Source organism: Kribbella ginsengisoli, assembly GCF_039537185.1.
Lineage (GTDB): Bacteria > Actinomycetota > Actinomycetes > Propionibacteriales > Kribbellaceae > Kribbella > Kribbella koreensis.
Window position 1 is genome coordinate 56,817 of record NZ_BAABAA010000015.1, and the last position, 22,684, is coordinate 79,500.

Here is a 22,684-nt window from a genome sequence, read left to right on the forward strand (position 1 = left end):
ACCTACCTGCACTTTCGGTCAGAACTGTCACAGCTACCCAGACTGCCCTGTCAATGCAGCACCTACACGAGAGGATGGTTTGCGCATGTCCTATCCGGATCAGGTCTATTTCGGTGAGGCGGGCGAGGTCAGTGCTCGCTTCCGGTCCGCGAGCACCCCGATCGACACTGGTGAGCCGGACAACGGCATTCACTATCTGGCGACCACTGAGACGACGCGCGGTGAGTTCGGGCTCTATCGCGTGGTGATGAAACCCCGCGCGGGTGGCCCGGCGACGCACTTTCACCGGCGGATCTCGGAGTCGTTCTTCATCCTCGGCGGAACGGTCCGGCTGTTCAACGGCGACAAGTGGGTGGAGGCCGAGGAGGGCGACTTCCTGCATGTGCCGCAGGGTGGGTTACATGCCTTCCGCAACGACTCCGACGCACCTGCGGACATGCTGCTGTTGTTCACCCCGGGCGCGCCACGCGAGGAGTACTTCGAGCAGATAGCCCACATCGCCAAGGAAGAACGCGCCAGCTTCCTCGACAAGCACGACTCGTACTTCCCCGACCAGCCATAGCTGTTACCAGATGAGGCCGTTCAGATGGTTGTGGCCGGTGAGTAGGTGGGTGATGTGGTGGTGCGCCGCTTTGCGGATGTTGGGGTGGGGGTGGTGGGCGTAGAGGGCGAGTTCGACGTACATGTCGTAGAAGTTCAGGCGTTCGCGGAGGTGCTCGCGGTCGAAGAGCTCTGGATAAGCGTTGTGCAGCCAGGTTGGGAGCTCTGTGAGGGTGGTCTCGTCGAGGCCTTGGGCGTCGGGTGTGGGCGGGTACTCTCGCGCCCTCGCGCACCAGCGCAGGATGGTGTCTAGCTCGACATCCGCCGGTTGAGCCAGCGCCTCCGCGAAGTCGATGAGACCGGTGACGCGTCCTTGGTCGACGATCACGTTGGATCCGTGGAGGTCGCCGTGGACGAGGACGGGTATGTCGGCGGCGAACAACGCCAGGCGGTCCTGAATCCAGTCGGCGACGTCCGCGAGTAGGTGTGAGTCGTGGTTGGGCATTCGGTGAGCCGCCTCGACCTGTTGGAGTGTCGCGCTCACTACGGGCGGGTGGAACGCAGGCCAGGGCTTGCCAGACGGCGCATCGGTCAGTTCGTCGGACAGCGCGTCGGCGAGCCAGGGTGGGAGTAGGCCGGGTGGGGGCGGAATGCGGTGGAGTGCGCGTAACGCAGTACCGAGGCTTTCGATCATCGCTCGGCGCGTGGACGGGTCCGCCGCCGGCCAAGCGTCGTACAGGGTCTGTCCGGGCAGCCGTTCGGACACGTACCACGCACCGTCCGGACCGTTGCCGTGGGCAAGGTGTCGGGCGTGCGGGACGTCGGTGCCAGCGAGCAGTTCGACGACTGCGGCCTCGTGGCGATACGCGTCGCGGAACTGCCCGTTGTTCACCCGTACGACGTACTCGTCGCCGACCCACGCTCGGCTGACCCAGCCGGCCTTCGCCACAAAGCGCCCGGTCACCGGCAGACCAGCTGCCGCAAGCGTCCTCCGCAGTACCGGATCGCCATCGGTCCCGGCCGGATCGCCGTCGCTCCAGCCGCCGTCGGTCACGGGCGCGAGCCTAGTAGGTAGTGCCAGGTCTACCCCAGGAGTCCAACCAGCGCGCTGTCGGAGGTTGCGGGCGGGCGCCTAACTTGGGCGCATGACAGCAACGCTGCTTCGGGCAGTGACCGGGCGACGGTTCCTGGTCTCGGTCTGGCCCTGGCGTGGGTTCGCCTACTCCGCCACCACTGCGGTGGCCTCCGGCCTTCTGTGGCTCCTGCTGGCCGTGCCGCTGACTCCGGTGTTCGCGGCCGTGGTGGTGCTCTCCGCCGGGCGCACGGACAGCTATCTGATCCTGGCGGCCGGCCTCGGGCTCGTCGGGGTAGGCCTGCTCGCGCTGCTCGGCCCCCGGCTGGCGCTCTCAGTGGCCCGCGCCGAGCGGTGGCGACTGCGGCTGGTTGGCGATGCCCCGCTGCGCCCCGGGAGCCGCGGCGACCGCTACACCGACCTGGCCACCTGGCGAGCGGTGGCGTATCTGGTGCTGCTCGGCGCTGTCGGCCCGCTGTGGCTCGGGGCCCTCGGAGTCATCGGGCTGATCGTCGTCTCGACACCGATCGCGGTGGACCACCGGATCTCGGTCATGGACTCCATGTCGGGCATCGTCGGGCGGGCCGGTCTGGGGCTGGTACTGATCCCGGTACTGCTCTACCTGACCGCGCTGTTCGGCGGAGCGCACGCCGCGCTGGCCCGGATGCTGCTGTGTCCGGAGCCGTCCGAGGAACTGGTCGAAGTGGGCCGGTCCCGGACCCGGCTGATGAACGCGTTCGATGCCGAGCGCCTGCGGATCGAGCGCGACCTGCACGACATCGCTCAGCAGCGCCTGGTCGCCCTGACCATGCAGATCGGGATGGCCCGCCTCGATCTGCCGCCTTCGTCGCCGGCTGCCGCCGCGATGTCGTCCGCGCACGACCAGGCCAAGGCGCTGATGGCCGAGCTCCGTGATCTGATCCGGGGCATCAGCCCCCGCACGCTGCGGGAGCTGGGCCTGCGGGCGGCCGTCGAGGAGCTGGCCGCCTCGAGTTCCCTCGAAGTACGCGTCGACGTCGCCTCGTCGCGTTTCCCGGCCACCGTGGAATGGGTCGCGTACGCGGCGATCTCCGAGGCGCTGGCCAACGCGGTGAAGCACTCCGGTGCGACCGAGGCCACCGTCACCGCCCGACGCGAGGCAGCCCTGTTGCTGGTCGAGGTCCGCGACAGCGGCGGTGGCGGCGCCGACCCCGACCGTGGATCCGGACTGACCGGGCTCGCGGACCGGGCCGCCGCGGCCGGTGGCCGGCTGCTGATCTCGAGCCCTGCCGGTGGCCCGACGATCCTGCGGGTGGAGTTGCCGTGCGCGTCGTGATCGCCGAGGACTCGGTACTGCTCCGAGAGGGGCTGAGCGCGATGCTGGCCCGGTTCGGGATCGAGGTCGTCGCTGCGGTCGGGGACGGCTCCGCGCTCCGGGTCGCGGTCACCGAGCACCGACCGGATCTCGTGATCACCGATGTCCGGATGCCGCCGGACTTCACCGACGAGGGGCTGCGGGCCGCCGTCGCGCTGCGCGCCGAGGATCCCGCCCTCGCGGTGGTCGCCCTCAGCCAGTACGTGCAGCACAGCTACGCAGAGGAGCTGCTCGCCTCAGGTACCGGCCGGTCCATCGGGTACCTCCTCAAGGACCGCATCGGCGACGTGGCCGAGTTCGCGGAGCAGTTGCGCCGGGTGGCCGAGGGCGGCACGGTCGTCGACTCCGAGGTCGTCCGGCAGCTCATGCAACGCCGCAGCGACCCGCTCAAGCAGCTGTCGGCCCGCGAACGGGAGGTCCTCGCCCTGATGGCGCAGGGGCACTCGAACGCGGCGGCCGCCCGGATCCTCTCCCTGACCGAGGCCGGTGTCGCCAAGCACATCGGCAACGTCCTCACCAAGCTGAACCTGCCGGTCAGCGACGACACCAACCGGCGGGTCCTCGCCGTGCTCGCGTACCTGCGCAGCCGATCCGACTAGGAGCATCCCTTGATCAGCACCACTGCCCGGCGGCGTGACGCCGGGCTCTTCACCATGGCCGTTGTCCTGACCGCGGCGTTCTTCCTCGCGCCGCCGCTAGTCGGCCCCGACCGGCGTGACGCCTTCCCGCGCGCTTTCGGCGCCTACTGGGCCTCGGGCGGCGGTAACGGCTTCCCACCCGATCTCCAGCCCCTTGTCGACCACCAGTTCCACTACCACCTGGTGCGGGTGGTGATCGGTACGTTGCTAGTCACCGTGTTGGTGACGCTGGCTGTCCGGCTCCAGCGGTTCCGGGTGCCGATCGGGGCACTCGCCCTCGTCGCGGCTGCTCTGCTGATTCTCAACGTCCAGGGCGTCGTGTCGCCCTTCGGCACGCTGCTGCCGAATCTGGCGTCCGCCCCCGCGGACGATGTGGCCGCCATCGTGTCCCAGGCCCGCGATCAGCTCGCGAACGGCCCGCTGTCGCCGGCGCTGGACGTGATGCTCGCCGAGTACGTCCGCTGGCACGTCTTCAAGGGCATCCTGACCGGCCTCCTGGCCGTCGTCCTCATCGGCCTGTCGGTGGTGGCGTGGCGCCGGCGCCGTTTGTTCGTCCTGCTCACGGCAGTACCGGCCGTGGCCGCCCTCTTGGTCGTAGCAGCCAACGTCACCACCGTGGCCAACCCCAACCCAGGCCTCCTGCTACTCCTCCAGGGCAGCTGGTGAGGATGGCAGTGCGCACTCGTACTCCGACCGGGATGGTTTCCCGGACAGACCGGGATGGCGAACCCTGCCGGCGGGATCGGCGGAGGCGAAACATGACAGGCATGACAGACATGGCCGGCACCGCGAAGACTCTCGTACTGCTCGATGTCGCCATCGAGGAATTCGCTCGCAGACTCCGGCTCGTCGGGCCTGGCGACTGGCGACGGCCGACGCTCTGCACCGAGTGGGACGTCCGCGCGCTCGTCGATCATGTCGTCGGCGCCAATGTGCGCTATCAGCTGCTGCTCCACGGCGCCCCGACCGATCGGGTCGAGGCCACGCGGTCGGTCGACCACCTCGGCGACGACGCGCTGGCCTCGTTCGTGGCGACCGCGGACCGGATGGTCGCCTGCTTTCACGAGGACGGCGCACTCGACCGCGTTGCCCATCACGTGATCGGCGAGCGGTCCGGAGCCGAGTTGCTGTCGATGCGGATCCTCGACGCCGCGATCCACGCCTGGGACCTGGCCCGCGCGATCGGCGCGGACGAGACCCTTCCCGACGACGTCGTCGCCTTCTTGCTGGCCTACTCGCTCGATCTCGATCTCGGCCCGCGGCAAGACACGTTCGCGACGACGTCCGCCGACGTGTCCCCGGACGCGTCACCGCAGGACCAGCTGCTCCACCGGCTCGGCCGCCACCCGAACACCGAGGAGATCCGATGAACGACACCCAGCAGTTCCTCGCCGCGATGATGCCACGCATTCACGAGGCCGAGACGGCGCTGCTCAACGGCGACGCCGCACCGCGGTTCGCTCTGTGGTCGCACACCGATCCGGTCACCGTCTACGGCGCCGCGTTCAGCCCGACCGGGTGGGCTGAGGTCGCTCCCATGTTCGAGGAGCTCGCCGCACGTTTCTCCGGCTGCAGCTCGTGTGAGTGGGAGGTGGTGGCGGCGGACGTCGGCGAGGACTTCGCCTACCTGCTCGCGATCGAACGAAGCACCGCGTCGGTGGACGGCTCGGAGGCGTCGTCGTTCCTGCTCCGCAGTACGACGATCTTCCGGCGTGAGAACGGCGAATGGAAGATCGTCCACCGCCACGCCGACCCGATCGACGACACCGCGAACCTACTCTCCGGCCGCCTCGCGAATAACTGACCCAACCCACTCTTTCCGGAGCAACTGGGGCCCGCCGGCGTGGGAGCGCGACGGTCAGCGCATGGTGGGGTGGTCGCCGGTGTTGTCGGCAGCTGACAACTCAGCGACGCGGCGGCGGAGGCGGCGGCGCTCGAAAGCCATGACGCCGAAGGCGGCGGCGCCGAGGAGCTGGGGGATGGCTCTCCACCACGGGCGATCGTCGTCGAGAAGGGTCGAGACCGCGAGCAGTACGAACAGGATCGGCATCAGGATCAGCAGTACTCGCATCCAGCGGGTCCGATACCGGTCCAGTTGCCGTCGTCCGTAGTCCAAGGCCGCTGCCCGGATCGCTGGGTCAGTAGGGACGGGCCCGCGCAGAGCAGCCCGGACAGCAGCCTGGCGTTCCTTGCGGGTCAAGTCGCCGGGCAGCGACGACAGCGCGCGATCCCCTCGCCGCTTAACGAGCGCGATCAAGACCCCGAACGGTGGACCGCTCGCCGCGCCGGCGATCAACGCCGCGCTCCACCTGAGGTGCATCAGATAGTGCGTGCCCACCCCGAACAGCACGCCGTACAGAAGTCCGGACAGGATCCCGGTGAGCCATCTGCGCATGGAATGCACAGTGCCCGTCCACGCACTGGCAAGTGGCGAATTGCAGCTTGTGGCAAAGCTTGGGGGATGCGGGTCGCCCGGTTGGAGGCGATAGCTGGGCTCTTCAACGATCCCAGCGCAAGGGATTACCGCGCAACGAGGCCGGCTTGCCGGGGCTGGGGTGCCTACTCTCGCAGCCGCGCGACGGCGGAGCGAGCAGCGAGCTGGCGTGGGGAACGACGGGGCTAGCGGACAGCGGGGAGGTCGCCGGTGTTGTCGGCGTCGAGGGCTGCGGGGGTGTCGGGGGCCTTCGGGTGCTGGTGTTCGGCTTCGTCGAGGGCGAGTTCTTCCTTGAAGACGAACTTGCGGTAGGACCAGAAGCGGAACAGGGTTCCGAGGCCGAGGCCGATCACGTTGGCGGAGATGTTGTCGGCCAGCGCGTTGTGGAGGTCCAGCACGTAGCGGGAGAAGCCGAGGCAGCCGGCGGCGATCAGCAGGCCGATGCCGTTCAGGACGAAGAAGAGGACGTACTCGCGGTGCAGGCCGGTGCGCTCACGGTGCCGCCAGGTCCAGTGCCGGTTGCCGAGGTAGGTGGCGACCGTGGCGATGGTGACCGAGATGAACTTCGCGGTCAGCGGCTTGTGGTGCAGCATGCCGTCACCCGGCGTACCGAAGATCAGCGGGTTGTCGAAGACCAGCCAGTTGTAGATCGGCAGGTCGACGACCATGCCGAGCAGTCCGACCAGACCGAACTTGGCCACTTCGTGCACCAGGTGCTCCACCTGGCGGTACAGCGTTGTGACGATCTTCAACGGTCCTGGAGACTCTCTGTGAACACGGACTTCTGGGTGAGGGCAGTTTCCAAGGTACCCGGCCAGCAGTCCGACGCTGAAATCCAGCGCGAAAAGTCATCCCTAAGAGTGACCCGATCGGCCCGCCCCAGGCGGGAGCAGGTCAGCACATTAGGCTCCACCCGTGAAGTTCAAGCGTGAAGACCTGCCGGTAGGGACCCCGGTCGTGGGCATGGTCGGCGGCGGCCAGCTGGCCCGGATGACCCAGGAGTCCGCGATCGCGCTGGGCATCCAGCTGCGCGTCCTGGCCGAGGGCGAGACCGTTTCGGCCGCTCAGGCGGTCGCCGACGCCCCCGTGGGCGACTACCGCGACCCCGGGACCGTACGCCGGTTCGCCGCCGAGACCGATGTGGTGACCTTCGACCACGAGCACGTACCCACCGAGCTGCTGCGAGCGCTCGAAGCGGAGGGAGTCAAGGTCCGCCCCGGCCCCGACGCCCTCGTGCACGCTCAGGACAAGGCGGTGATGCGGCAGCGCCTCGACACCATCGACGCCCCCGCCCCGGCCCACCAGGTCGTCGCCTCCAAGGCCGACATCGAGGACTTCGCCAAGCGTATCGGCGGCTTCCCGATCATCCTCAAGACGACCCGCGGCGGCTACGACGGCAAGGGCGTCTGGGTCTGTACCAGCGCCGAGGACCCGGTCGTCGACGAGGCGTTCGCCACCAAGGTGCCGATCCTGGCCGAGGAGAAGGTCGACTTCGTCCGCGAGCTGTCCGCGATCGTCGCCCGTTCCCCCCACGGCCAGGCGGTCGCGTACCCGATCGTGGAGTCGGTCCAGAGGGACGGCATCTGCGTCGAGGTCACCGCTCCCGCGCCGGGCCTCGACCCCGACAAGGCCGCTCACGCGCAGCAGACGGCGCTGAAGATCGCCGGCGAGCTCGGTGTGGTCGGCATCCTCGCGGTCGAGATGTTCGAGGCCCGCGACGGCCGCCTGCTGGTGAACGAGCTGGCGATGCGGCCGCACAACACCGGGCACTGGTCGATCGAGGGCGCGGTCACCAGCCAGTTCGAGAACCACCTGCGCGCCGTGCTGGATCTGCCCCTCGGCTCACCGGCCGCGCGGGCGCCGTACACGGTGATGGTGAACGTGCTCGGCGGCGACGTCGAGGACATGCATCTCGGGCTGCTGCACTGCATGGCCCGCGACCCGGGGCTCAAGGTCCACTTCTACGGCAAGTCCGTGAAGCCCGGCCGCAAGGTGGGCCACGTCACGGCGTACGGCGATGACCTGGCCGAGGTCCGCGAGCGCGCGCGGCACGCGGCGGCGTACCTGACCGGCACGATCGACGAATAGGCGAACAGTATGACCGTGGGAATCCTGATGGGGTCGGACTCGGACTGGCCGACGATGAAGGCGGCCGCCGAGGTCTGCGTCGAGTTCGGCGTGCCCTTCGAGGCAGATGTTCTGTCGGCGCACCGGATGGCGGTCGAGATGATCGACTACGGAAAGGCCGCGCACGAGCGGGGCCTGAAGGTGCTGATCGCGGGGGCCGGTGGCGCGGCGCACCTGCCGGGCATGCTGGCGTCCGTCACGCCGCTGCCGGTCATCGGCGTACCGGTGCCGTTGAAGTATCTCGACGGGATGGACTCGCTGCTGTCGATCGTGCAGATGCCGGCCGGGGTTCCGGTTGCCACGGTCTCGATCGGGAACGCTCGTAATGCCGGACTGCTGGCGGTCCGGATTCTCGCCGCGTTCGACGAGCAGCTGCTGACCAAGATGACCGCGTTCCAGGAGAACCTGGCCGAGGTGGCGCGGGCGAAGGGCAGTACTGTGCGTGATGGCGCGGCAGAGCTGCGTAAAAGCTGAACCTCTTACGGTTTTCCACAGGCCTGGGGCGGGTAGCCGTGAGATTCCAACCAACGTCGTCTAAGGTCGTCGATCGTGACTCCGCCCGCAGAACCGGATACGCAGCGCATCCCGGTCCGTTACTGGATCTGGCTGTTCGGTGCTGTCGTGTCCCTGCTCGGCGATCTGACGATGACGTTCGCCATCGGCTGGTCCGCCAGCCGGCACGGCGGCCAGGTCGCCGGACTGGTGCTTCTGGTGGCCGCGGCGCCGCGTGCGGTGCTGCTGCTGATCGGCGGCGCGGTAGGCGACCGGTACGGCGCACCCAAGGTCCTGCTGGCCAGCTGTATCGCGATGTTCGCGGTCACGACCGCGCTGGTCCCGACCACCCTGGCGATCGGTGAGCCGATCAGCTTGCTGCTGGTCACGGCGTTGGTCGTCGGAGTCATCGACGCGTTCTTCCTGCCGGCGTCACGCTCGATGCCTCGCCTGCTGGTGCAGCCGGAACTGATCCCACGCGCCCTCGCCAGCTTCCAGGTCACCGGTGTCGTCTTCGCAGTCACCGGTACCGCGGTCGGCGGCGTGCTGGTCGCCTGGTCGGGACTGACGGCCGCGGCGGGCTTCGACGCGCTGACGTTCGCCGTGATGATCGTCGTGCTGCTCGCGCTGCGGAACACGCCGGCGGGGGCCACCGGGCCGCGGACCGGGATGTTCCGGTCGATCGTGGACGGCGTGAAGGTGGCCTTCGGGCGGCCGCTCACCCGGGCACTGCTGATCACGATGACGCTGGCCGCCGGCCTGCTGATGCCACTCGACGCGTTGCTGCTTCCCTTGCTGGCAAGAGATCACGGCTGGAGCGCGTCGACCGCCGGTCTGCTGGTCGCCAGCCGCAGCCTGGGCGTCGGCGTGATCGCGCTGCGCATCCTTGCCCGCGGCGCCTTCGCCCGGCCTGGTATCTTCGCCGCGCTCGGCCTGATCCTGGCCGGTGTCGGCCTGCTCGGTCTTTCGGCGCTCGACCCTTTACCGCTGACCTTCCTGGCCGGCGTGGTCAGCGGTATCGGCGTCGGCACCTTCACCGGGCACGTGCTGCCGCTGCTGATGAACTCGGTCGAGCGTGAGTACCAGTCCCGCCTGCAGTCCGTGGTCGTGCTCTGCCAGAGCCTCGCGCTCGTCGTGATGAACCCGGTACTGGGCAGCTTCGCGGACCTGGACGGGGTGGGCATCACCGGTGTCTGTCTCGGCATCGGCGTGCTGTCGGCCGCGATCGGCCTGTTCGCCCTCACCCGCCCGGTCCTGCGGAACGCGACGGTCGCGTAAAGCCCCAGGGCCTAGGGGCGGCCCGGCGCGCGGTAGATCCAGCCCGCGTCGCGCCACTTCTGCGCGTCCAGGGTGAGCCGGGCGTCGACCACGATCGGTGCCTCGACGACTCCCCGCAGCGCGGCCGGGTCGAGTTCGCGGAACTCCGGCCACTCGGTCAGGTGCAGGACGAGATGCGCGCCGTCGCAGGCGTCGGCGGCGGAGTCGGCGTACCGGAAGGTCGGCCGGACCTTGCGGGCGTTGTCCATCGCCTCGGGGTCGAAGACGGTGACGGTCGCGCCGTGCAGCTGGATCCGGCCGGCGATGTCGAGCGCGGGTGAGTCGCGCACGTCGTCCGTACCGGCCTTGAACGCCGCGCCGAGCACGGTCACGTTCTTGCCGACCCACTCGGCGCCGAGCAGTTCGTGCACCACGTCCACGATCCGCGCGCGCCGGTGCTGGTTGATGTCGTCGACCTCGCGCAGCAGCGTGATGATCTCCTCCACGCCGAGCTCACCGGCCCGGGCCATGAACGAGCGCAGGTCCTTCGGCAGGCAGCCGCCGCCGTAGCCGGGGCCGGCGTTCAGCATGCCGCGGCCGATCCGCTTGTCGTAGCCGAGCGCGTCGGCCAGCAGTGTGACGTCCGCGCCGGTCGCGTCGGCGAGTCCGGCGAGCGCGTTGATGAAGGAGATCTTCGTTGCCAGGAAGGCGTTCGCGCCGCCCTTGACGATCTCTGCGGTGGGCAGGTTGCAGACCACGACCGGCGAGCCGCCGGCGATCGGCCGGGCGAAAACCTCACGCAGCCTGGCCTCCGCGGCGGCGGACTGTACGCCGAACACCAGCCGGTCCGGCTGCAGCGTGTCGTCGACCCCGTGGGCCTCGCGCAGGAACTCGGGCTGCCAGGCGATCTCGACCTGACGTCCGGCCGGCGCCTCGGCGTGGAAGCGTGCCTCGACGATCTTCGACGTACCGACCGGGACGGTGGACCGGCCGACCACCAGGGTGGGCTTGGTCAGCAGCGGGGCGAGCATGGTGATGACCGAGTGGACCTGGGCCAGGTCGGCCGAATCGCTGCCCTCGAGCTGCGGCGTACCGACGCAGATGAAGTGCACGTCGGCCCAGTCGGCGATCTCGGTGTAGTCCTTGGTGAACCGCAGCCGGCCGGAGTCGGTGTGCTTCTTCAGCAACGGGTCCAGGCCGGGTTCGTACAGCGGGGCCTTGCCGTCGTTGAGCAGCTTCAGCCGGTGCTCGTCGATCTCGACGCCGATCACGTCGAAGCCGAACTCGGCCATTCCCGCGGCCGTGTTGGCGCCGAGGTAGTTGGTGCCGATCACCGCGATCCGCAGCGGTCGCGCAGTGCCTTCAGTCATGCGGGGGACTCTACCGATCGCGGTTATCGCCCGGTGACGGGCTCATGGCGTACATTGATACTCGTGAGTAACTCATTCGATCTGTACGCCCTGTCGGAGGAGCACCAGGCGATCCGGGAGGCCGTCCGCGACGTCTGCGACGCCAAGGTGGCCCCGAACGCCGGTGACGTGGACGAGCTCGCTGAGTTCCCCAAGGCGTCGTACGACGCGCTGAAGGCGTCGGACTTCCATGCCCCGCACATTCCCGAGCAGTACGGCGGCGCCGGCGCGGACGCGCTGGCCACCGTGATCGTGATCGAGGAGGTCGCCCGCGCCTGCGCGTCGACCTCGCTGATCCCCGCGGTGAACAAGCTCGGCTCGCTGCCGTTGCTGCTGTCGGCGTCGGAGGAGGTCAAGCAGCAGTACCTGCCTCCGGTGGCGGCCGGTGACGCGATGTTCTCGTACTGCCTGTCGGAGCCCGAGGCGGGTTCGGACGCGGTGTCGATGAAGACGCGCGCCGTCGCCGATGGCGATGGGTATGTGCTGAACGGCGTGAAGCGCTGGATCACCAACGCGGGCGTCAGCGACTACTACACGGTCTTCGCTGTGACGGATCCCGCACAGCGGTCGAAGGGCATCAGCGCCTTCGTGGTCGAGAAGGCCGACGACGGCGTCTCCTTCGGCGCCCCGGAGAAGAAGCTCGGCATCAAGGGCTCACCGACGCGCGAGGTGTACTTCGACAACGTGCGGATCCCCGCGTCGCGGATGATCGGCGACCCCGGTACCGGCTTCAGCACCGCGATGGCCACCCTCGACCACACCCGCGTGACGATCGCCGCCCAGGCGCTCGGTATCGCCCAGGGAGCGCTCGACTACGCGCTCGGCTACGTCAAGGAGCGCAAGCAGTTCGGCAAGGCGCTCGCCGAGTTCCAGGGCCTGCAGTTCATGCTCGCGGACATGGGCATGAAGATCGAAGCCGCCCGCCAGCTCACGTACGCCGCGGCCGCCCGCTCCGAGCGCAACGACTCCGACCTCACCTACTTCGGCGCCGCCGCCAAGTGCTTCGCCTCCGACGTGGCCATGGCCGTCACCACCGACGCCGTCCAACTCCTCGGCGGCTACGGCTACACCCACGACTACCCGGTCGAACGCATGATGCGAGACGCCAAAATCACCCAGATCTACGAAGGCACCAACCAGGTCCAGCGCATCGTGATGGCCCGCCAGCTCCTCAAGGGCATCAGCTGACCGTCACCTTGCTCGCGTGGCGAGGGCCAGGCGCGTCTCTTCGGCGATCAGATCGTCGTTGATCGCAGCACCGCTGTCTGGCCTTTGGCGTCGACCACGAGCGCATCGCCGTACACGAGCCCGGCTACCTCCTGAGCGGTCACCGCGAGACCTTGCTCGGTCAGGAAGCTCGCTTTGGCGCGCAGAGTGGGCTGGACCGCGAGGACGTCGCGTGGAACGACCTCGCCGCTCGCCAGCCTGACACCGGTCAGACGGCCGTCCGCTACCTCGACCTGCTCGACCATGCCTCGTACGACGGGGATCTGGCGCGCCGTGAGCTCTTCCCACTGCTCGTCGGTCGGTACTGGTGCGGTGTGCAGGAACAGCGTGACATCGTCGCTCAACTGCCGAAACAGCTGTGCCTGGTGGATACCCAGCGGACTGGTCGCCAGCACGCCGATGGCCTGGTCTCGGACCTCCCAGCCATGGCAGTACGGGCAGTGCAGCACATCCTTGCCCCACTGGGCGGTCAGACCGGTCACCTCAGGTAGTACGTCGGTCAGTCCGGTGGTGACCAGGATCCGTCGACCCCGGTACGTCGTACCGTCCGCCAGCTCGACTGTGAACAGGTCACCCCGGCGAACCGCGGTGACCGTGCCGGTCGCGAACTGACCGCCATACCCGCTGTCAGTCGTCCGGTAGGCCGAGGGTGGTGCGGAGTGTGTTGGCCCACCAGGTTCGCTGGGGACCCGGCCGGTTGGCGGCGGATTCGCTGATTCCCGCGCTGCGGCGGAAGGCGGGGCCGTAGGTGGCGTCTAGCGCGAGCGCCTGATGGAGTGCGGCCACGGCCAGCCGGGTGTCGGCCAGTGGTCCCGGCCGCCCGGCTCGGGTCCGGGTGGCGTGCAGGATCTGGACGACCGGCTCCAGGAATCCCACTCCTGGGTCTTCCCAGCCTGCCGCATGGAGCGCGACGGCGAGTTCGGCGTACCCCTGATCGTAGACGCGGGCGATGGTCCGGATCAGGCCGTTGACATCGGCCTGGCTGTCGGCCCATTCGGCGACCGCCTGTTCGATCGCGGCGCGCATCCGGCGGCCGCCGTGCCGCAGGAGTGCGACGAGGAGATCCTGGCGGCTGCCGAAATGGTGCGCGACGCCCGCGTCGGTGATGCCGATCCGCTTGGCGACGGCGCGGACGGTGACGGCGTCGAGTCCGCCCTCGACGAGAAGTTCCTCGGCTGCTTGCAGGATCGCCCGGCGAGACTCCTCAGGTGTTCTGCGGATACGAGTGGACGCCATAGCTCCGGGATTCTAGTTGCCGCAGCCGCGTACATGGCGCATCTCCATCCTCCGGCGATCTACTTTGCCTGCTCAAGGTAAGGTCTGCTACCTTCACGCCTCAAGGTAAGCCGAGGAAACGAGGACTCCGTTGTCTGACCGGATCAGTGCGGCGGTCGCCCACGCGCGGCTGGGCGAGCACCGGGCCACCCACCTGCCGAGGGAGCATTCGTCGGGGTGGGTGATCCTCAGCGTGACGGCCGTCCTCTGCGGAGTCTTCGGCTTCGGGTCGCTGCTGGCCGACGGACCCGCGTTCTTGTCGGTCGTCTTCACGCCGCTGGCCATCGGAGCCGGCTGGTGGGCCGTGCGGGCGGCGTACAAAGCCGCTCACAAGGGCAGGGTGCGGCTCGACCTGTTCGAGCACGGCATGACCTTCGTCGATCATCGCGGACAGGTGTCGGCCTTCCGCTGGGACTCGATGCAGGTGCGACAGAGCATCCTCAAGCAGACGGCGGACTTCGGCGCGGTCAGTCAGACCAGCTTCTCGTACCGGGTGGTCGGACCTGACGGAGCCGCGGCCACGATCGAGGGATCGCATGAGGGGAATACCGCCGTGGACGCCTGGGGGCCTGCCATCCAGGAGGCCGTGACCGTCGCGCAGCTGCCCGGAGCGGTTGTCCGGTTCCGGCAAGGGGACACGCTGGTGTTCGGCGATCTCACCATCAGCTGGGACCTGGTCGGCGCCAAGGGCAAGTTGACCCCCTGGGCGCAGGTCGAGACCGCGTACGTGGCCAACGGCCAGCTCTACCTCAGGACGAAGGGGAGCAAGCGCGGGAAAGTGCTCAGCCAGATCAGCCAGATCCCCAACTACTACGTGTTCTACTCCCTACTGGAGCTGCGTCTGAGCTCGCGGAAATAGCGGCAATCCGCGCGGACTGTGTTCTGCTTGGAGCATGGTGGTGGCAAACGGCCGATTGATGAGCTTGTGAGCGTGCAGGCGTCGGCGCATCCGGGGGAGACGCGGTTGCCGGCTGCTGTGGCGGTGGTGGGGGCGATCTTGTTGTACGCCGTACTGCCGAGCGCCATGCAGCTGGGGCCGCGGTTCGTTGTGCCGGGGTTGGAGCTGGCGCTGTTCGTGCCGTTGGTGCTGGCCAATCCGCGGCGGATGAGTCGGCAGAATCGCTTCCTGCGCAGGCTTTCGATCGCGTTGGTGTTGTTGATCGCGGTGACGAATCTCGCGGCGCTGGTGCAGCTCATTCATTCGCTGGTGACCGGTGAGGCGACTGCGGGAGGGCAGTTGCTGGCGGCGGGCGGGCAGGTGTGGCTGACCAATGTGCTCGTCTTCGCGCTGGCGTTCTGGGAGTTGGATCGTGGCGGTCCGGTGTCGCGGTTCCGGGTCAAGCGGCCGAACCTGCCGGACGCCGACTTCAGGTTCCCGCAGGACGAGGATCACGACGCCATCGCCGAGGTCGCCCGCCGGTCCTCGGAGAAGGCCGGCTGGGTGCCGGGGTTCGTCGACTACCTCTACGTCTCGATCACCAACTCGTCGGCCTTCAGCCCGACCGACACGATGCCGCTCACCCCGCGCGCGAAGCTCTTGATGGCGGCGGAATCCGTGTCGGCGTTGATGATCTCGGTCCTGGTCGTCGCCTTCGGAGTCGGCCTGCTCAAGTAGCTCAGCTGACCGGTCGCCACCCGTACGGCGGATCCTCGCCGACCCGGCCGTCGATCGCTTCGCGCAGCAGGTCCGTATGACCGGTATGCCGCCCGTACTCCTCGATCCGGTCGCAGATCAGCCGTCGGAGACTGGCGTGCCGCCCGTCGGGCCAGGTGATGGCGGCGGGCTGGTCGAGTCCTCCGTCGGCCAAGGCGGCCGTGACCGTCACCCGGGCGCGCGCGACCGCGTCGTCCCAGAGGCGGTACAGGGTCTGTGGGGAGTCGGCAGCGGCCGAGGCGAACTCCCAGTCCTTGTTGCCGTTCCAGCCGCTGGTGTCCCAGGGCGGGCCGATCGGCTCACCCCGGAACTTCACGGTGAACATGTTGTCCTCCTGGACGGCGAGATGCTTGAGCAGCCCGCCGATCGTCAACGAGGACGCACCGACGGTCTGCTGCAGGGCGGCCGCATCGAGCCCGTCCGCCTTCCAGCGAAACGTCGTCCGCAAGCGTTCCAGGGCACCGATCAGCTGTTCCGCCTCAGTGCCCGCGAGGGGTGGTTCCCAGGAGTCCATACGGCCACGGTAGGTCTGATCCCGGACGATCTACTTCCGGATGATCAGGGCGTCGTGACCGGGTGGTACTCGCAGGCGTTCGCGAGGTCGGCAGGGGCCGCGCTGGTCGGCGTCGAGGGCTTGCTCGTCGTCGGCTTGCTGGTCGGCTTCCCCGGGGTGGGCTTCCCGGTTGGCTTCGGCGTACCGGACGTGGCCGGCGTGGTCGGAGTCGAGACCGGCTTGGCCGCCAGCGCCGCCGCAACGGTCGCGCGCAGGCCGTCGTAGTCCGGGTGCAGGTACGCGAACTTCAGCGCATGCCCGTCCAGCGGCACCTCGGACACCTTCGCCGACTTGATCTTCAGCGCGAGCTCGAGGAAGGCCGGCAGCAGCTCCTGCGGTATGTCGGTCCGCAGCATGTTCTTACCGACCTTGGCCAGGCTGGTGTAGCTCTTCAGCAGGTTCGGCGGCGTCGCGGCCTGCGCGATGGCGTGGATGGCACACCGCTGGCGGGCGCTGCGGGCGTCGTCCGGGTTCTTGATGCCGTACCGGCCGCGGGCGTACCAGAGTGCTTCGAGACCCCAGAGGTGCTTGTTCTGCGCGGGTTTGAGGTAGTAGTTCGGCGGCCGCTTGTCGTCGTCGCTGCCGCCGACCGGGATCGGGTAGTTGATGTTGACGGTGATCCCGCCGAGCGCGTTGACGAGCTGGGTGAAGCCGGCCAGGTTGATCTGGACGTAGTAGTCGAGCTTCAGCCCGATCGCCTCACCGACCGACAGCTTGAGGATGTCGGCGCCGACGTTGTCGGACGGCCCGACGATGTCGTCGCCCTGCTGCTCGGGCACGTTCTTGTAGATCGCGTCGAGCATCCACTCCAGCCGCTCCTGCAGGCTGATGCCCTCCTTGCCGAACCCGTCCGGGTAGGCGTCGTGCAGCTTGGTGCCCTCGGGGAACGGCATGAAGGTCAGCTTGCGCGGCAGCGAGATCAGCGAGACGTTGCCGGTCACCGTGTCGATGCTCGCCACGATCACGGTGTCGGTCCGGACGCCGTCGCGGTCGGCACCGTCGTCGGCGCCGAGCATCAGCACGTTGAGCCGCGGCTTGCCGGCCCACGGATCCTTCTTGTTCTTGATCGTCGGCCGGGTCGCGCTCTTGCTGTTGCCTCCGGCAAAGACCGTCTGCACGAGATCCTGCTGGGTCCGCGCGGTCTGTACGCCGAGAGCCGTCGGTACTGCGACCGCGAAGCTGAGCAGGCCGACCAGGAGCGCGCCGCCGACCCGTGAACCAGGCGTCGCGACGCCCGACCGCAGTGCCCGGTGCGACGTGATGATGACGAGGATCCACAGCGCCCCGAGCAGGACGAGTCCGAACGTGACGTACCGGAGCTGATCCGGTGCCACGGCCAACTCGAGCATCCGCTTGCGCTGGGTGAGGCCGAGGTAGCCCGCCACCGCCAGCAGGCTGACGCTGATCGTCAGCACCGCCGCGCCGAGCTTCTTCCGGCCGGCGAACAGGTAGGCGGTGCCCGGGATCACGGATCCGAGCAGCGTCAGCCCGAGGACGGCACGGGTCCGGCGTGGCCGGCCGGCTCGTCGCCTCGGGGCCGCGCGCCTGGCTCGGCGATGCGTCGTCGGTTCCGGCTCCTGCTGATCACTCGACATCGGTGTGTCTACAACTCCGTCCAAGGGAGAGTTGGGCGCACACAATATGACGTACTCCGGGGGCAGTTGGTTGTCGGTTTACCAACCCCTGACATTGGCTGACCGATCGTGCACGCCGGATCACTTCAGGTGAAGGTCTTGGTGATCTCGGTGAGCAGCTCCTGGGTCCTGCGGGGCGTGCTGGCCGCGATCGACAGCGAGTCCATGGTGATCACGTACTCGTCCAGGTCCTCGCGCTTGTCCAGATAGACGGCGCTGGTCAGGTGCTCGATGTAGACGACGTCGGGCAGGTCGGCGTCGGCGAACCGGAGCAGCGTGAACGCGCCGCCGGTGGACGCGTACCCGCCGGAGGCGAACGGCAGGATCTGGAGCGTCACGTTCGGCAGGCGGGACATCTCGGCGAGGTGCTCCAGTTGCGCGCGCAGGACCGCCCGGCCGCCGATCGGGCGGCGCAGCACGGCCTCGTCGACGATCGCCCAGAGCCTGGTCGGCGACGAGCCTTCGAGGATTTGCTGGCGGGTCTTGCGCAGGGCGACCAGCCGCTCGATCTCTGCCGTCGGCAACGGCCGCTCGCCGCGGCCGAGCCGGGTCACCGCGCGGGCGTAGTCCGGGGTCTGCAGCAGGCCGGGCACGAACTGGATCTCGTAGGTACGGATCAGCTCGGCGGCCATCTCCAGCCCGAGGTAGGAGTGGAACCAGTTCGGCGTGATGTCGTCGTAGCGTTGCCACCAGCCCGGGTTGTTCGCCTGCTTGGCCAGGTTGATCAGCCGGGCGCGCTCGTCGGCGTCGGCGAGTTTGTACAGACTGAGCAGGTCCTCGACGTCACGGACCTTGAACCCGACCCGGCCGAGCTCGAGCCGGCTGATCTTGGATTCGGAGCCGCGGATCGCGTAGCCGGCGTCGGCGCGGCTGATCCCGGCCTGCTCGCGCATCCGGCGGAGGTGGGCGCCGAGCATGATCCGCAGCGCGGTCGGCCCGCCCGGCGTGCCCTGCTCCGTCACCGCCCGTCCTCCCTGTACTCGTCCACCCGACGCAAGCTTGGATCATTTCACGATTCGGGCCAGGCCGGGGCAGGCCGACGCGCCCCCACCAACTGGAATCGTTCCCCTACTGTTAGTAGGGTCACTCCCAACAGCGTGTTCTGCCGACGATCTGCGAGGTCGCTCATGTCCGATGCCCCGAAGTCCCCGAGCCAGGTCCCGGTCGGGGTGGACACGACGCGAGCGAGCATCGCACGTGTCTACGACGCGTTCCTGGGGGGCAAGGACAACTTCGAGATCGACCGCGAGGTGCTGCGGCAGGTGGCGACGGTGGCCCCGCAGGTGACCGACCTGGCCTGGTCCAACCGCAACTTCCTGGTCCGCGCCTGCCGGTTCCTGGCCGGTCAGGCGGGCATCACGCAGTACCTGGACTGCGGCTCCGGCCTGCCGACCGCGGAGAACACGCATCAGATCGTCCAGCGGCTGCAGCCGACGGCGAAGGTGCTCTACATCGACAACGACCCGGTGGTGCTCGCGCACGGCCGCGCGCTGCTGGAGGAGAACGACCAGACGCTGTTCATCAGCGCCGACATCTTCAAGCCCGACGAGGTGCTGAACGCGCCCGGGGTCAAGGAGTTCCTCGACTTCAGCAAGCCGATCGCGCTGATCCAGAACGGCACGCTGCACCACTACCTCGGCGACGACGCGCCCGACCTGATCAGGCAGTACGCCGAGGCGCTCGCGCCGGGTTCGTACGTGGTGATCTCGCACTTCCTCGACCCGGAGACGCCGGCCCACGCCAAGACCGCGCGGGCGCTGGAGGAGCGGTTCACCCACAGCCCGATGGGCAGCGGGCTGTTCCGCACCCACAAGAAGATCGCCGAGATGTTCGGCGACCTGGAGATGGTCGAGCCGGGCCTGGTGCTGTGCGACGAGTGGTGGCCGGACGGCCCGCGGGTGAAGCCGCTCAGCCAGATCGAGGAGTGCATCGCCGGCGGGATCGCCCGCAAGAACTAGGACGTCTCCGACACCAGTACTGCGGTGGTGTTCGGCTCGAGTGCCTTGAAGAGGTGGGCTACGTCGCCGGGATAGGCGATGTAGTCGCCGGGGTGCAGCTCGACCGGGTCCTCGAGTGGGCCGATCAGGGCACGACCAGTGCTGAGTACTACGTGTTCGACCGTGCCCGGCATGTGCGGCTGCGACTCACGGCCCGGGCCGGGGGCGACGACGATGCGGTAGAGGTCGCGCCGGGCGTGTGGCGGGCTGGCCGCGACCAGGGTGGCGCTGTAGTCCGAGCGCTCGGAGTAGATCGCCGGGCCTTCGTTCGCCCGGATCACCTGGACCTTCGGGCGTGGGGGTTCGAGTAGGTCGGCGAACTGGATCTCCAGGGCGACGCAGAGCGCCCAGAGCGTCTCGACGCTCGGGTTGCCGGTGCCCGACTCCAGCTGGGACAGGGTTGACTTCGCCACGCCCGCGCGCTTGGCGACCTCGGTGAGGGACAGGCCGCTCCTGCCCCGGGTTGCCCGCAACGAGGCCGCGATCACGTCGAGTGGTGCCTTGCTGTCCATCGGTGTTCGCTCCATCGGTCCAGGTGTTCGGGTTGACGAACGCTTGTGATCTGTTCATCATAAACTTCATGCGTTCGATATGGCGAACAGTAGATCGCGGGTTACTGCGAGACATCGGGCTGGTCTGTCTGGCCGACGGCGTGGTCGGGCTCTCGTACGGCGCGATCAGCGTCGGCGGGGGACTGCGGTTGTGGGTGCCGGTGGCCTTGTCGCTGCTCGTCTTTGCGGGGGCCTCGCAGTTTCTGTTCGTCGGGATCGTGGCGGCTGGGGGCAGTCCGATCGCTGCGACGATCGCCGGGTTGCTGGTGAATACGCGGCATGTCGCCTTCGGGCTGGCGCTGAGCGATGTGATCGGCAGCGGGTGGCGACGGCTGCCGGGTTCGCATCTGATGACGGACGAGAACGTCGCCTTCGCGCTCGGGCAGGACGAGTTGCGGCAGAAGCGGGCGGCGTACTGGGCGTGTGGGATCGGGATCTTCGTCTGCTGGAACATCGGGGTGCTGATCGGTGCGGCGGCTGGGTCTGTGATCACGGATACCGATGTTTTCGGGCTGGATGCTGCGTTTCCTGCTGTGTTGCTGGCGTTGGTGTTGCCGGCGCTGCGCGATCGGTCGACGCGGAAGGCTGCGGCGGTCGGGGTGGTGGTCGCGTTGGTGGCGACGCCGTTCCTGCCGGCTGGGTTGCCGGTGCTGTTCGCGCTGGTGGGGTTGCTGTTCTATCGCGCTGAGAAGCAGGCATTGGAGTCGGTCGGATGATGTTGCTGGCGGGGATCCTCGTACTTGCCGTTGGCACCTTTTCGCTGCGGCTCGCGGGACCGTTGCTGCGGACCCGCTTCGAGTTGCCCGAGCGGGCTCAGCAGGTGATGGCGGCTGCCGCGATCGTGTTGCTGGCCGCGTTGGTGGCGACGGCTGCGTTGACGGACGGGCATGGCGACGCCGGGATCGCGCGGCCGGCGGGGGTGCTGGTGGGCGGAGTACTGGCTTGGCGGAAGGCGCCGTTCGTGCTCGTCGTCGTCGCTGCGGCCGCGACGGCGGCGGGGTTGCGGCTGCTCGGCGTACCGTAAACGGGCTCTGCGGTTGCTCGGCGTACCGTCGAACGGGCTTTTGCGGTTAGCGTTCGGCCATGAAACGTCTTGGGATCGCCTGTTTCGTCGTCGGCGCGGCGCTGGTCGTGTTCTTCGGCGCGCTGATCCTGCGGAACCTGCCGAGCACGCCGAAGCCGATCGAGGGCGGGCTGGTGCACCTGTCCAAGCCGGGGCTGACGCTCTGGGCGTCGGAGGACCACGTGCAGGCGGAGTGCGAGGTCAAGGGGCCGGACGGGGCCGACGTGCCGCTGGTGTCCGACGAGTCCACGTCGCTGCAGATCAACGATGGTGAGTGGTACTCGATCGCCCGCTCGGCTGAGTCGGTACCGGCCGGCGACTACGCGATCAACTGCATCCCGGTCGGCCTCGCCGCTGAGACCGACGTGACCTTCTCCGCGGCACCGCGGATGTCGATCCTCACCTTTGTGCTGGCGATCCTGGGTGCCGTCTTCTCCCTGATCGGCGCCATCGCCCTCGGCTCGATCTTCCTCGCAGCCGGCGCCCGCCGCCGCAAACGCGACACCCTCCGCAACAACCCACCACCCGGCTATCCGCAGCAACCCGGCTATCCGCAGGCGCCGGGCTACCCGCAGTCCGGTCCACCCGGCTACCAGCAGCCCGGTTCGCAGCCGCGTGGCTATCCGCAGTACGGCGGCAGCAACTTCCCCGGCTATCCGCCGCCCAGTAGCTACAACCCCGGTCCCAACCCGGACCGCCCGCAAGACCGGCCTCAGGACAGACCTCAGGACGGCCCTTACGGGGGCTAGCGTTCGGCTATGAAGCGGCTTGCGATCGCCAGCGTCGCGGTGGGGGTTCTGCTGGCTGGGTTCTTTGCTGTGCTGGTGGTCAAGAACGTGCCGAGCACACCGACGCCACTCGAGACCGAGGTCGTCCAGCTGTCGAGCGACGGGCTGATGCTGTGGGCGTCGGTGGACGAGGCCGCGCCGACCTGTGAGGTGAAGACAGCGGATGGCGTCGATGTGCCGCTGACCACCTCGGGCGACGGTGAGGTGGCGAAGGCTGACATGCGGTACTGGTACCTGTTCGCGCGGTCGACGAAGCCGGTACCGGCCGGCGAGTTCCGGATCAGCTGCCGTTCCACTGCGGCCGGTGTCGATTACGCCGTCAGCCCACGAAGCTCCTTCGTGACCTTCATCGGCGGACTTCTCGGCGTCGTCTTCTCGTTGCTCGCCTTCTTCGCCCTCGGAACGTGGCTGCTGACCGTCGGCATCCGCCGCAGACGAGCGGCGAACACTCCGCCACCGGGCACCACACCACCGGGCACCACACCGTCGGGCAACCCGCCGCCGGGCGATCTGACTCCCGGTGGGCGGGGCCTCGGCGAGCTTCGTCCGGACTATCCGCCGATCACCTATCACCCGGCCGAGAGGCCGGGTCGGCCGGATGGCAGCTAGCGTTCGGGGC

At 68.5% G+C, this 22,684-nt stretch carries 27 protein-coding genes; 17 read left to right on the forward strand and 10 right to left on the reverse strand.

Annotation, left to right across the window (positions count from 1 at the left end; translation table 11 throughout):
• The first annotated feature begins 85 nt into the window (after positions 1–85).
• Positions 86–562 carry a cupin domain-containing protein gene (locus ABD768_RS36250; protein ID WP_344848506.1) on the forward strand — a complete coding sequence of 159 codons (477 nt, stop codon included), beginning with the start codon at positions 86–88 and terminating at the stop codon, positions 560–562.
• A gap of 3 nt (positions 563–565) precedes the next feature.
• Here the strand turns inward: ABD768_RS36250 and ABD768_RS36255 are convergent, their stop codons facing one another.
• The gene (locus ABD768_RS36255; RefSeq protein WP_344848508.1) at positions 566–1,594 is read right to left on the reverse strand and encodes a phosphotransferase family protein; all 1,029 of its coding nucleotides are present in this window, start codon (positions 1,592–1,594) and stop codon (positions 566–568) included.
• A gap of 91 nt (positions 1,595–1,685) precedes the next feature.
• On the opposite strand from ABD768_RS36255, the gene ABD768_RS36260 reads away from it, so the two are divergent.
• The 5 genes from ABD768_RS36260 to ABD768_RS36280 all read left to right on the forward strand — a co-directional run bounded on the left by ABD768_RS36260 (position 1,686) and on the right by ABD768_RS36280 (position 5,408).
• The gene (locus ABD768_RS36260) at positions 1,686–2,927 is read left to right on the forward strand and encodes a sensor histidine kinase (protein ID WP_344848510.1); all 1,242 of its coding nucleotides are present in this window, start codon (positions 1,686–1,688) and stop codon (positions 2,925–2,927) included.
• Complete coding sequence (locus ABD768_RS36265; protein ID WP_343983343.1) at positions 2,915–3,565, forward strand: response regulator transcription factor; 651 nt, start codon at positions 2,915–2,917, stop codon at positions 3,563–3,565. The genes ABD768_RS36260 and ABD768_RS36265 overlap by 13 nt, the downstream gene beginning before the upstream one ends.
• A gap of 9 nt (positions 3,566–3,574) precedes the next feature.
• Entirely contained in the window at positions 3,575–4,270 is a 696-nt protein-coding gene (locus ABD768_RS36270) for a hypothetical protein (RefSeq protein WP_344848511.1), read from the forward strand.
• 92 nt (positions 4,271–4,362) lie between these two features.
• A complete protein-coding gene (locus ABD768_RS36275) occupies positions 4,363–4,974 on the forward strand; it encodes a TIGR03086 family metal-binding protein (protein WP_344848512.1) in 612 nt (203 codons plus the stop codon).
• The gene (locus tag ABD768_RS36280; protein WP_344848513.1) at positions 4,971–5,408 is read left to right on the forward strand and encodes a YybH family protein; all 438 of its coding nucleotides are present in this window, start codon (positions 4,971–4,973) and stop codon (positions 5,406–5,408) included. Before ABD768_RS36275 ends, ABD768_RS36280 begins: the two co-directional genes overlap by 4 nt.
• 54 nt (positions 5,409–5,462) lie before the next feature.
• Here the strand turns inward: ABD768_RS36280 and ABD768_RS36285 are convergent, their stop codons facing one another.
• Both ABD768_RS36285 and ABD768_RS36290 read right to left on the reverse strand, forming a co-directional pair.
• Positions 5,463–5,999 (reverse strand): hypothetical protein, encoded by a 537-nt coding sequence (locus ABD768_RS36285; protein WP_344848514.1) that lies wholly within the window; start codon positions 5,997–5,999, stop codon positions 5,463–5,465.
• A gap of 224 nt (positions 6,000–6,223) precedes the next feature.
• Positions 6,224–6,790, reverse strand: coding sequence for a GtrA family protein (locus ABD768_RS36290; RefSeq protein ID WP_343983355.1), 567 nt, complete (start codon positions 6,788–6,790; stop codon positions 6,224–6,226).
• Positions 6,791–6,953: 163 nt separating this feature from the next.
• Between ABD768_RS36290 and ABD768_RS36295 the strand changes: the two genes are divergently transcribed.
• From ABD768_RS36295 to ABD768_RS36305, 3 genes are all read left to right on the forward strand, one after another.
• A complete protein-coding gene (locus tag ABD768_RS36295) occupies positions 6,954–8,126 on the forward strand; it encodes a 5-(carboxyamino)imidazole ribonucleotide synthase (protein ID WP_344848516.1) in 1,173 nt (390 codons plus the stop codon).
• Positions 8,127–8,135: 9 nt separating this feature from the next.
• The gene (gene purE, locus ABD768_RS36300) at positions 8,136–8,639 is read left to right on the forward strand and encodes a 5-(carboxyamino)imidazole ribonucleotide mutase (RefSeq protein ID WP_343983362.1); all 504 of its coding nucleotides are present in this window, start codon (positions 8,136–8,138) and stop codon (positions 8,637–8,639) included.
• A 75-nt stretch (positions 8,640–8,714) separates the two neighbouring features.
• Entirely contained in the window at positions 8,715–9,935 is a 1,221-nt protein-coding gene (locus tag ABD768_RS36305; RefSeq protein ID WP_343983365.1) for an MFS transporter, read from the forward strand.
• 11 nt (positions 9,936–9,946) lie between these two features.
• Here the strand turns inward: ABD768_RS36305 and ABD768_RS36310 are convergent, their stop codons facing one another.
• Positions 9,947–11,284 carry a UDP-glucose dehydrogenase family protein gene (locus tag ABD768_RS36310; RefSeq protein WP_344848518.1) on the reverse strand — a complete coding sequence of 446 codons (1,338 nt, stop codon included), beginning with the start codon at positions 11,282–11,284 and terminating at the stop codon, positions 9,947–9,949.
• Positions 11,285–11,347: 63 nt separating this feature from the next.
• On the opposite strand from ABD768_RS36310, the gene ABD768_RS36315 reads away from it, so the two are divergent.
• On the forward strand, positions 11,348–12,511 hold the full coding sequence (locus tag ABD768_RS36315; RefSeq protein WP_343983371.1) for an acyl-CoA dehydrogenase family protein: 1,164 nt from the start codon (positions 11,348–11,350) through the stop codon (positions 12,509–12,511).
• Positions 12,512–12,558: 47 nt separating this feature from the next.
• Here the strand turns inward: ABD768_RS36315 and ABD768_RS36320 are convergent, their stop codons facing one another.
• Together ABD768_RS36320 and ABD768_RS36325 are read right to left on the reverse strand one after the other, a co-directional pair.
• Positions 12,559–13,032 (reverse strand): hypothetical protein, encoded by a 474-nt coding sequence (locus tag ABD768_RS36320; protein WP_344848519.1) that lies wholly within the window; start codon positions 13,030–13,032, stop codon positions 12,559–12,561.
• A 145-nt stretch (positions 13,033–13,177) separates the two neighbouring features.
• Positions 13,178–13,786, reverse strand: coding sequence for a TetR/AcrR family transcriptional regulator (locus tag ABD768_RS36325; protein ID WP_344848522.1), 609 nt, complete (start codon positions 13,784–13,786; stop codon positions 13,178–13,180).
• 130 nt (positions 13,787–13,916) lie between these two features.
• Between ABD768_RS36325 and ABD768_RS36330 the strand changes: the two genes are divergently transcribed.
• Both ABD768_RS36330 and ABD768_RS36335 read left to right on the forward strand, forming a co-directional pair.
• Positions 13,917–14,684, forward strand: a complete 768-nt coding sequence (locus tag ABD768_RS36330; RefSeq protein WP_344848525.1) for a DUF6585 family protein — start codon at positions 13,917–13,919, stop codon at positions 14,682–14,684.
• 66 nt (positions 14,685–14,750) lie between these two features.
• Entirely contained in the window at positions 14,751–15,440 is a 690-nt protein-coding gene (locus tag ABD768_RS36335) for a hypothetical protein (protein WP_343983384.1), read from the forward strand.
• A gap of 1 nt (position 15,441) precedes the next feature.
• Here ABD768_RS36335 and ABD768_RS36340 read toward each other — a convergent pair whose 3' ends face one another.
• The 3 genes from ABD768_RS36340 to ABD768_RS36350 form a co-directional block, all read right to left on the reverse strand.
• A complete protein-coding gene (locus ABD768_RS36340; protein ID WP_343983387.1) occupies positions 15,442–15,993 on the reverse strand; it encodes a mycothiol transferase in 552 nt (183 codons plus the stop codon).
• A gap of 44 nt (positions 15,994–16,037) precedes the next feature.
• A complete protein-coding gene (locus ABD768_RS36345) occupies positions 16,038–17,627 on the reverse strand; it encodes an LCP family glycopolymer transferase (protein WP_343983390.1) in 1,590 nt (529 codons plus the stop codon).
• A gap of 125 nt (positions 17,628–17,752) precedes the next feature.
• Positions 17,753–18,628, reverse strand: coding sequence for a helix-turn-helix domain-containing protein (locus ABD768_RS36350; protein WP_343983393.1), 876 nt, complete (start codon positions 18,626–18,628; stop codon positions 17,753–17,755).
• Positions 18,629–18,793: 165 nt separating this feature from the next.
• On the opposite strand from ABD768_RS36350, the gene ABD768_RS36355 reads away from it, so the two are divergent.
• Positions 18,794–19,624: an SAM-dependent methyltransferase gene (locus ABD768_RS36355; protein ID WP_343983396.1), complete on the forward strand. Its 831-nt coding sequence runs from the start codon at positions 18,794–18,796 to the stop codon at positions 19,622–19,624.
• On the opposite strand, the gene ABD768_RS36360 is transcribed toward ABD768_RS36355, so the two are convergent.
• Positions 19,621–20,175: a helix-turn-helix domain-containing protein gene (locus tag ABD768_RS36360; protein WP_344848529.1), complete on the reverse strand. Its 555-nt coding sequence runs from the start codon at positions 20,173–20,175 to the stop codon at positions 19,621–19,623. The genes ABD768_RS36355 and ABD768_RS36360 overlap by 4 nt on opposite strands.
• A 68-nt stretch (positions 20,176–20,243) precedes the next feature.
• On the opposite strand from ABD768_RS36360, the gene ABD768_RS36365 reads away from it, so the two are divergent.
• The 4 genes from ABD768_RS36365 to ABD768_RS36380 are packed head-to-tail and all read left to right on the forward strand — an operon-like array spanning position 20,244 to position 22,674.
• Positions 20,244–20,930 (forward strand): AzlC family ABC transporter permease, encoded by a 687-nt coding sequence (locus ABD768_RS36365; RefSeq protein ID WP_344848532.1) that lies wholly within the window; start codon positions 20,244–20,246, stop codon positions 20,928–20,930.
• A complete protein-coding gene (locus ABD768_RS36370; RefSeq protein ID WP_344848535.1) occupies positions 20,927–21,238 on the forward strand; it encodes an AzlD domain-containing protein in 312 nt (103 codons plus the stop codon). Before ABD768_RS36365 ends, ABD768_RS36370 begins: the two co-directional genes overlap by 4 nt.
• A gap of 59 nt (positions 21,239–21,297) precedes the next feature.
• Positions 21,298–22,026 (forward strand): hypothetical protein, encoded by a 729-nt coding sequence (locus tag ABD768_RS36375; protein WP_344848538.1) that lies wholly within the window; start codon positions 21,298–21,300, stop codon positions 22,024–22,026.
• Positions 22,027–22,035: 9 nt separating this feature from the next.
• Positions 22,036–22,674 (forward strand): hypothetical protein, encoded by a 639-nt coding sequence (locus tag ABD768_RS36380; RefSeq protein ID WP_344848541.1) that lies wholly within the window; start codon positions 22,036–22,038, stop codon positions 22,672–22,674.
• Positions 22,675–22,684: the final 10 nt, after the last annotated feature.

Coding starts and splice junctions, on each gene's coding strand:
- ABD768_RS36340 (WP_343983387.1), bottom strand. CDS start 15,993: ATGGACTCCTGGGAACCACCCCTCGCGGGCACTGAGGCGGAACAGCTG.
- ABD768_RS36250 (WP_344848506.1), top strand. CDS start 86: ATGTCCTATCCGGATCAGGTCTATTTCGGTGAGGCGGGCGAGGTCAGT.
- ABD768_RS36325 (WP_344848522.1), bottom strand. CDS start 13,786: ATGGCGTCCACTCGTATCCGCAGAACACCTGAGGAGTCTCGCCGGGCG.
- ABD768_RS36310 (WP_344848518.1), bottom strand. CDS start 11,284: ATGACTGAAGGCACTGCGCGACCGCTGCGGATCGCGGTGATCGGCACC.
- ABD768_RS36355 (WP_343983396.1), top strand. CDS start 18,794: ATGTCCGATGCCCCGAAGTCCCCGAGCCAGGTCCCGGTCGGGGTGGAC.
- ABD768_RS36280 (WP_344848513.1), top strand. CDS start 4,971: ATGAACGACACCCAGCAGTTCCTCGCCGCGATGATGCCACGCATTCAC.
- ABD768_RS36365 (WP_344848532.1), top strand. CDS start 20,244: ATGCGTTCGATATGGCGAACAGTAGATCGCGGGTTACTGCGAGACATC.
- ABD768_RS36275 (WP_344848512.1), top strand. CDS start 4,363: ATGACAGGCATGACAGACATGGCCGGCACCGCGAAGACTCTCGTACTG.
- ABD768_RS36375 (WP_344848538.1), top strand. CDS start 21,298: ATGAAACGTCTTGGGATCGCCTGTTTCGTCGTCGGCGCGGCGCTGGTC.
- purE (WP_343983362.1), top strand. CDS start 8,136: ATGACCGTGGGAATCCTGATGGGGTCGGACTCGGACTGGCCGACGATG.
- ABD768_RS36380 (WP_344848541.1), top strand. CDS start 22,036: ATGAAGCGGCTTGCGATCGCCAGCGTCGCGGTGGGGGTTCTGCTGGCT.
- ABD768_RS36360 (WP_344848529.1), bottom strand. CDS start 20,175: ATGGACAGCAAGGCACCACTCGACGTGATCGCGGCCTCGTTGCGGGCA.
- ABD768_RS36345 (WP_343983390.1), bottom strand. CDS start 17,627: ATGTCGAGTGATCAGCAGGAGCCGGAACCGACGACGCATCGCCGAGCC.
- ABD768_RS36370 (WP_344848535.1), top strand. CDS start 20,927: ATGATGTTGCTGGCGGGGATCCTCGTACTTGCCGTTGGCACCTTTTCG.
- ABD768_RS36285 (WP_344848514.1), bottom strand. CDS start 5,999: ATGCGCAGATGGCTCACCGGGATCCTGTCCGGACTTCTGTACGGCGTG.
- ABD768_RS36260 (WP_344848510.1), top strand. CDS start 1,686: ATGACAGCAACGCTGCTTCGGGCAGTGACCGGGCGACGGTTCCTGGTC.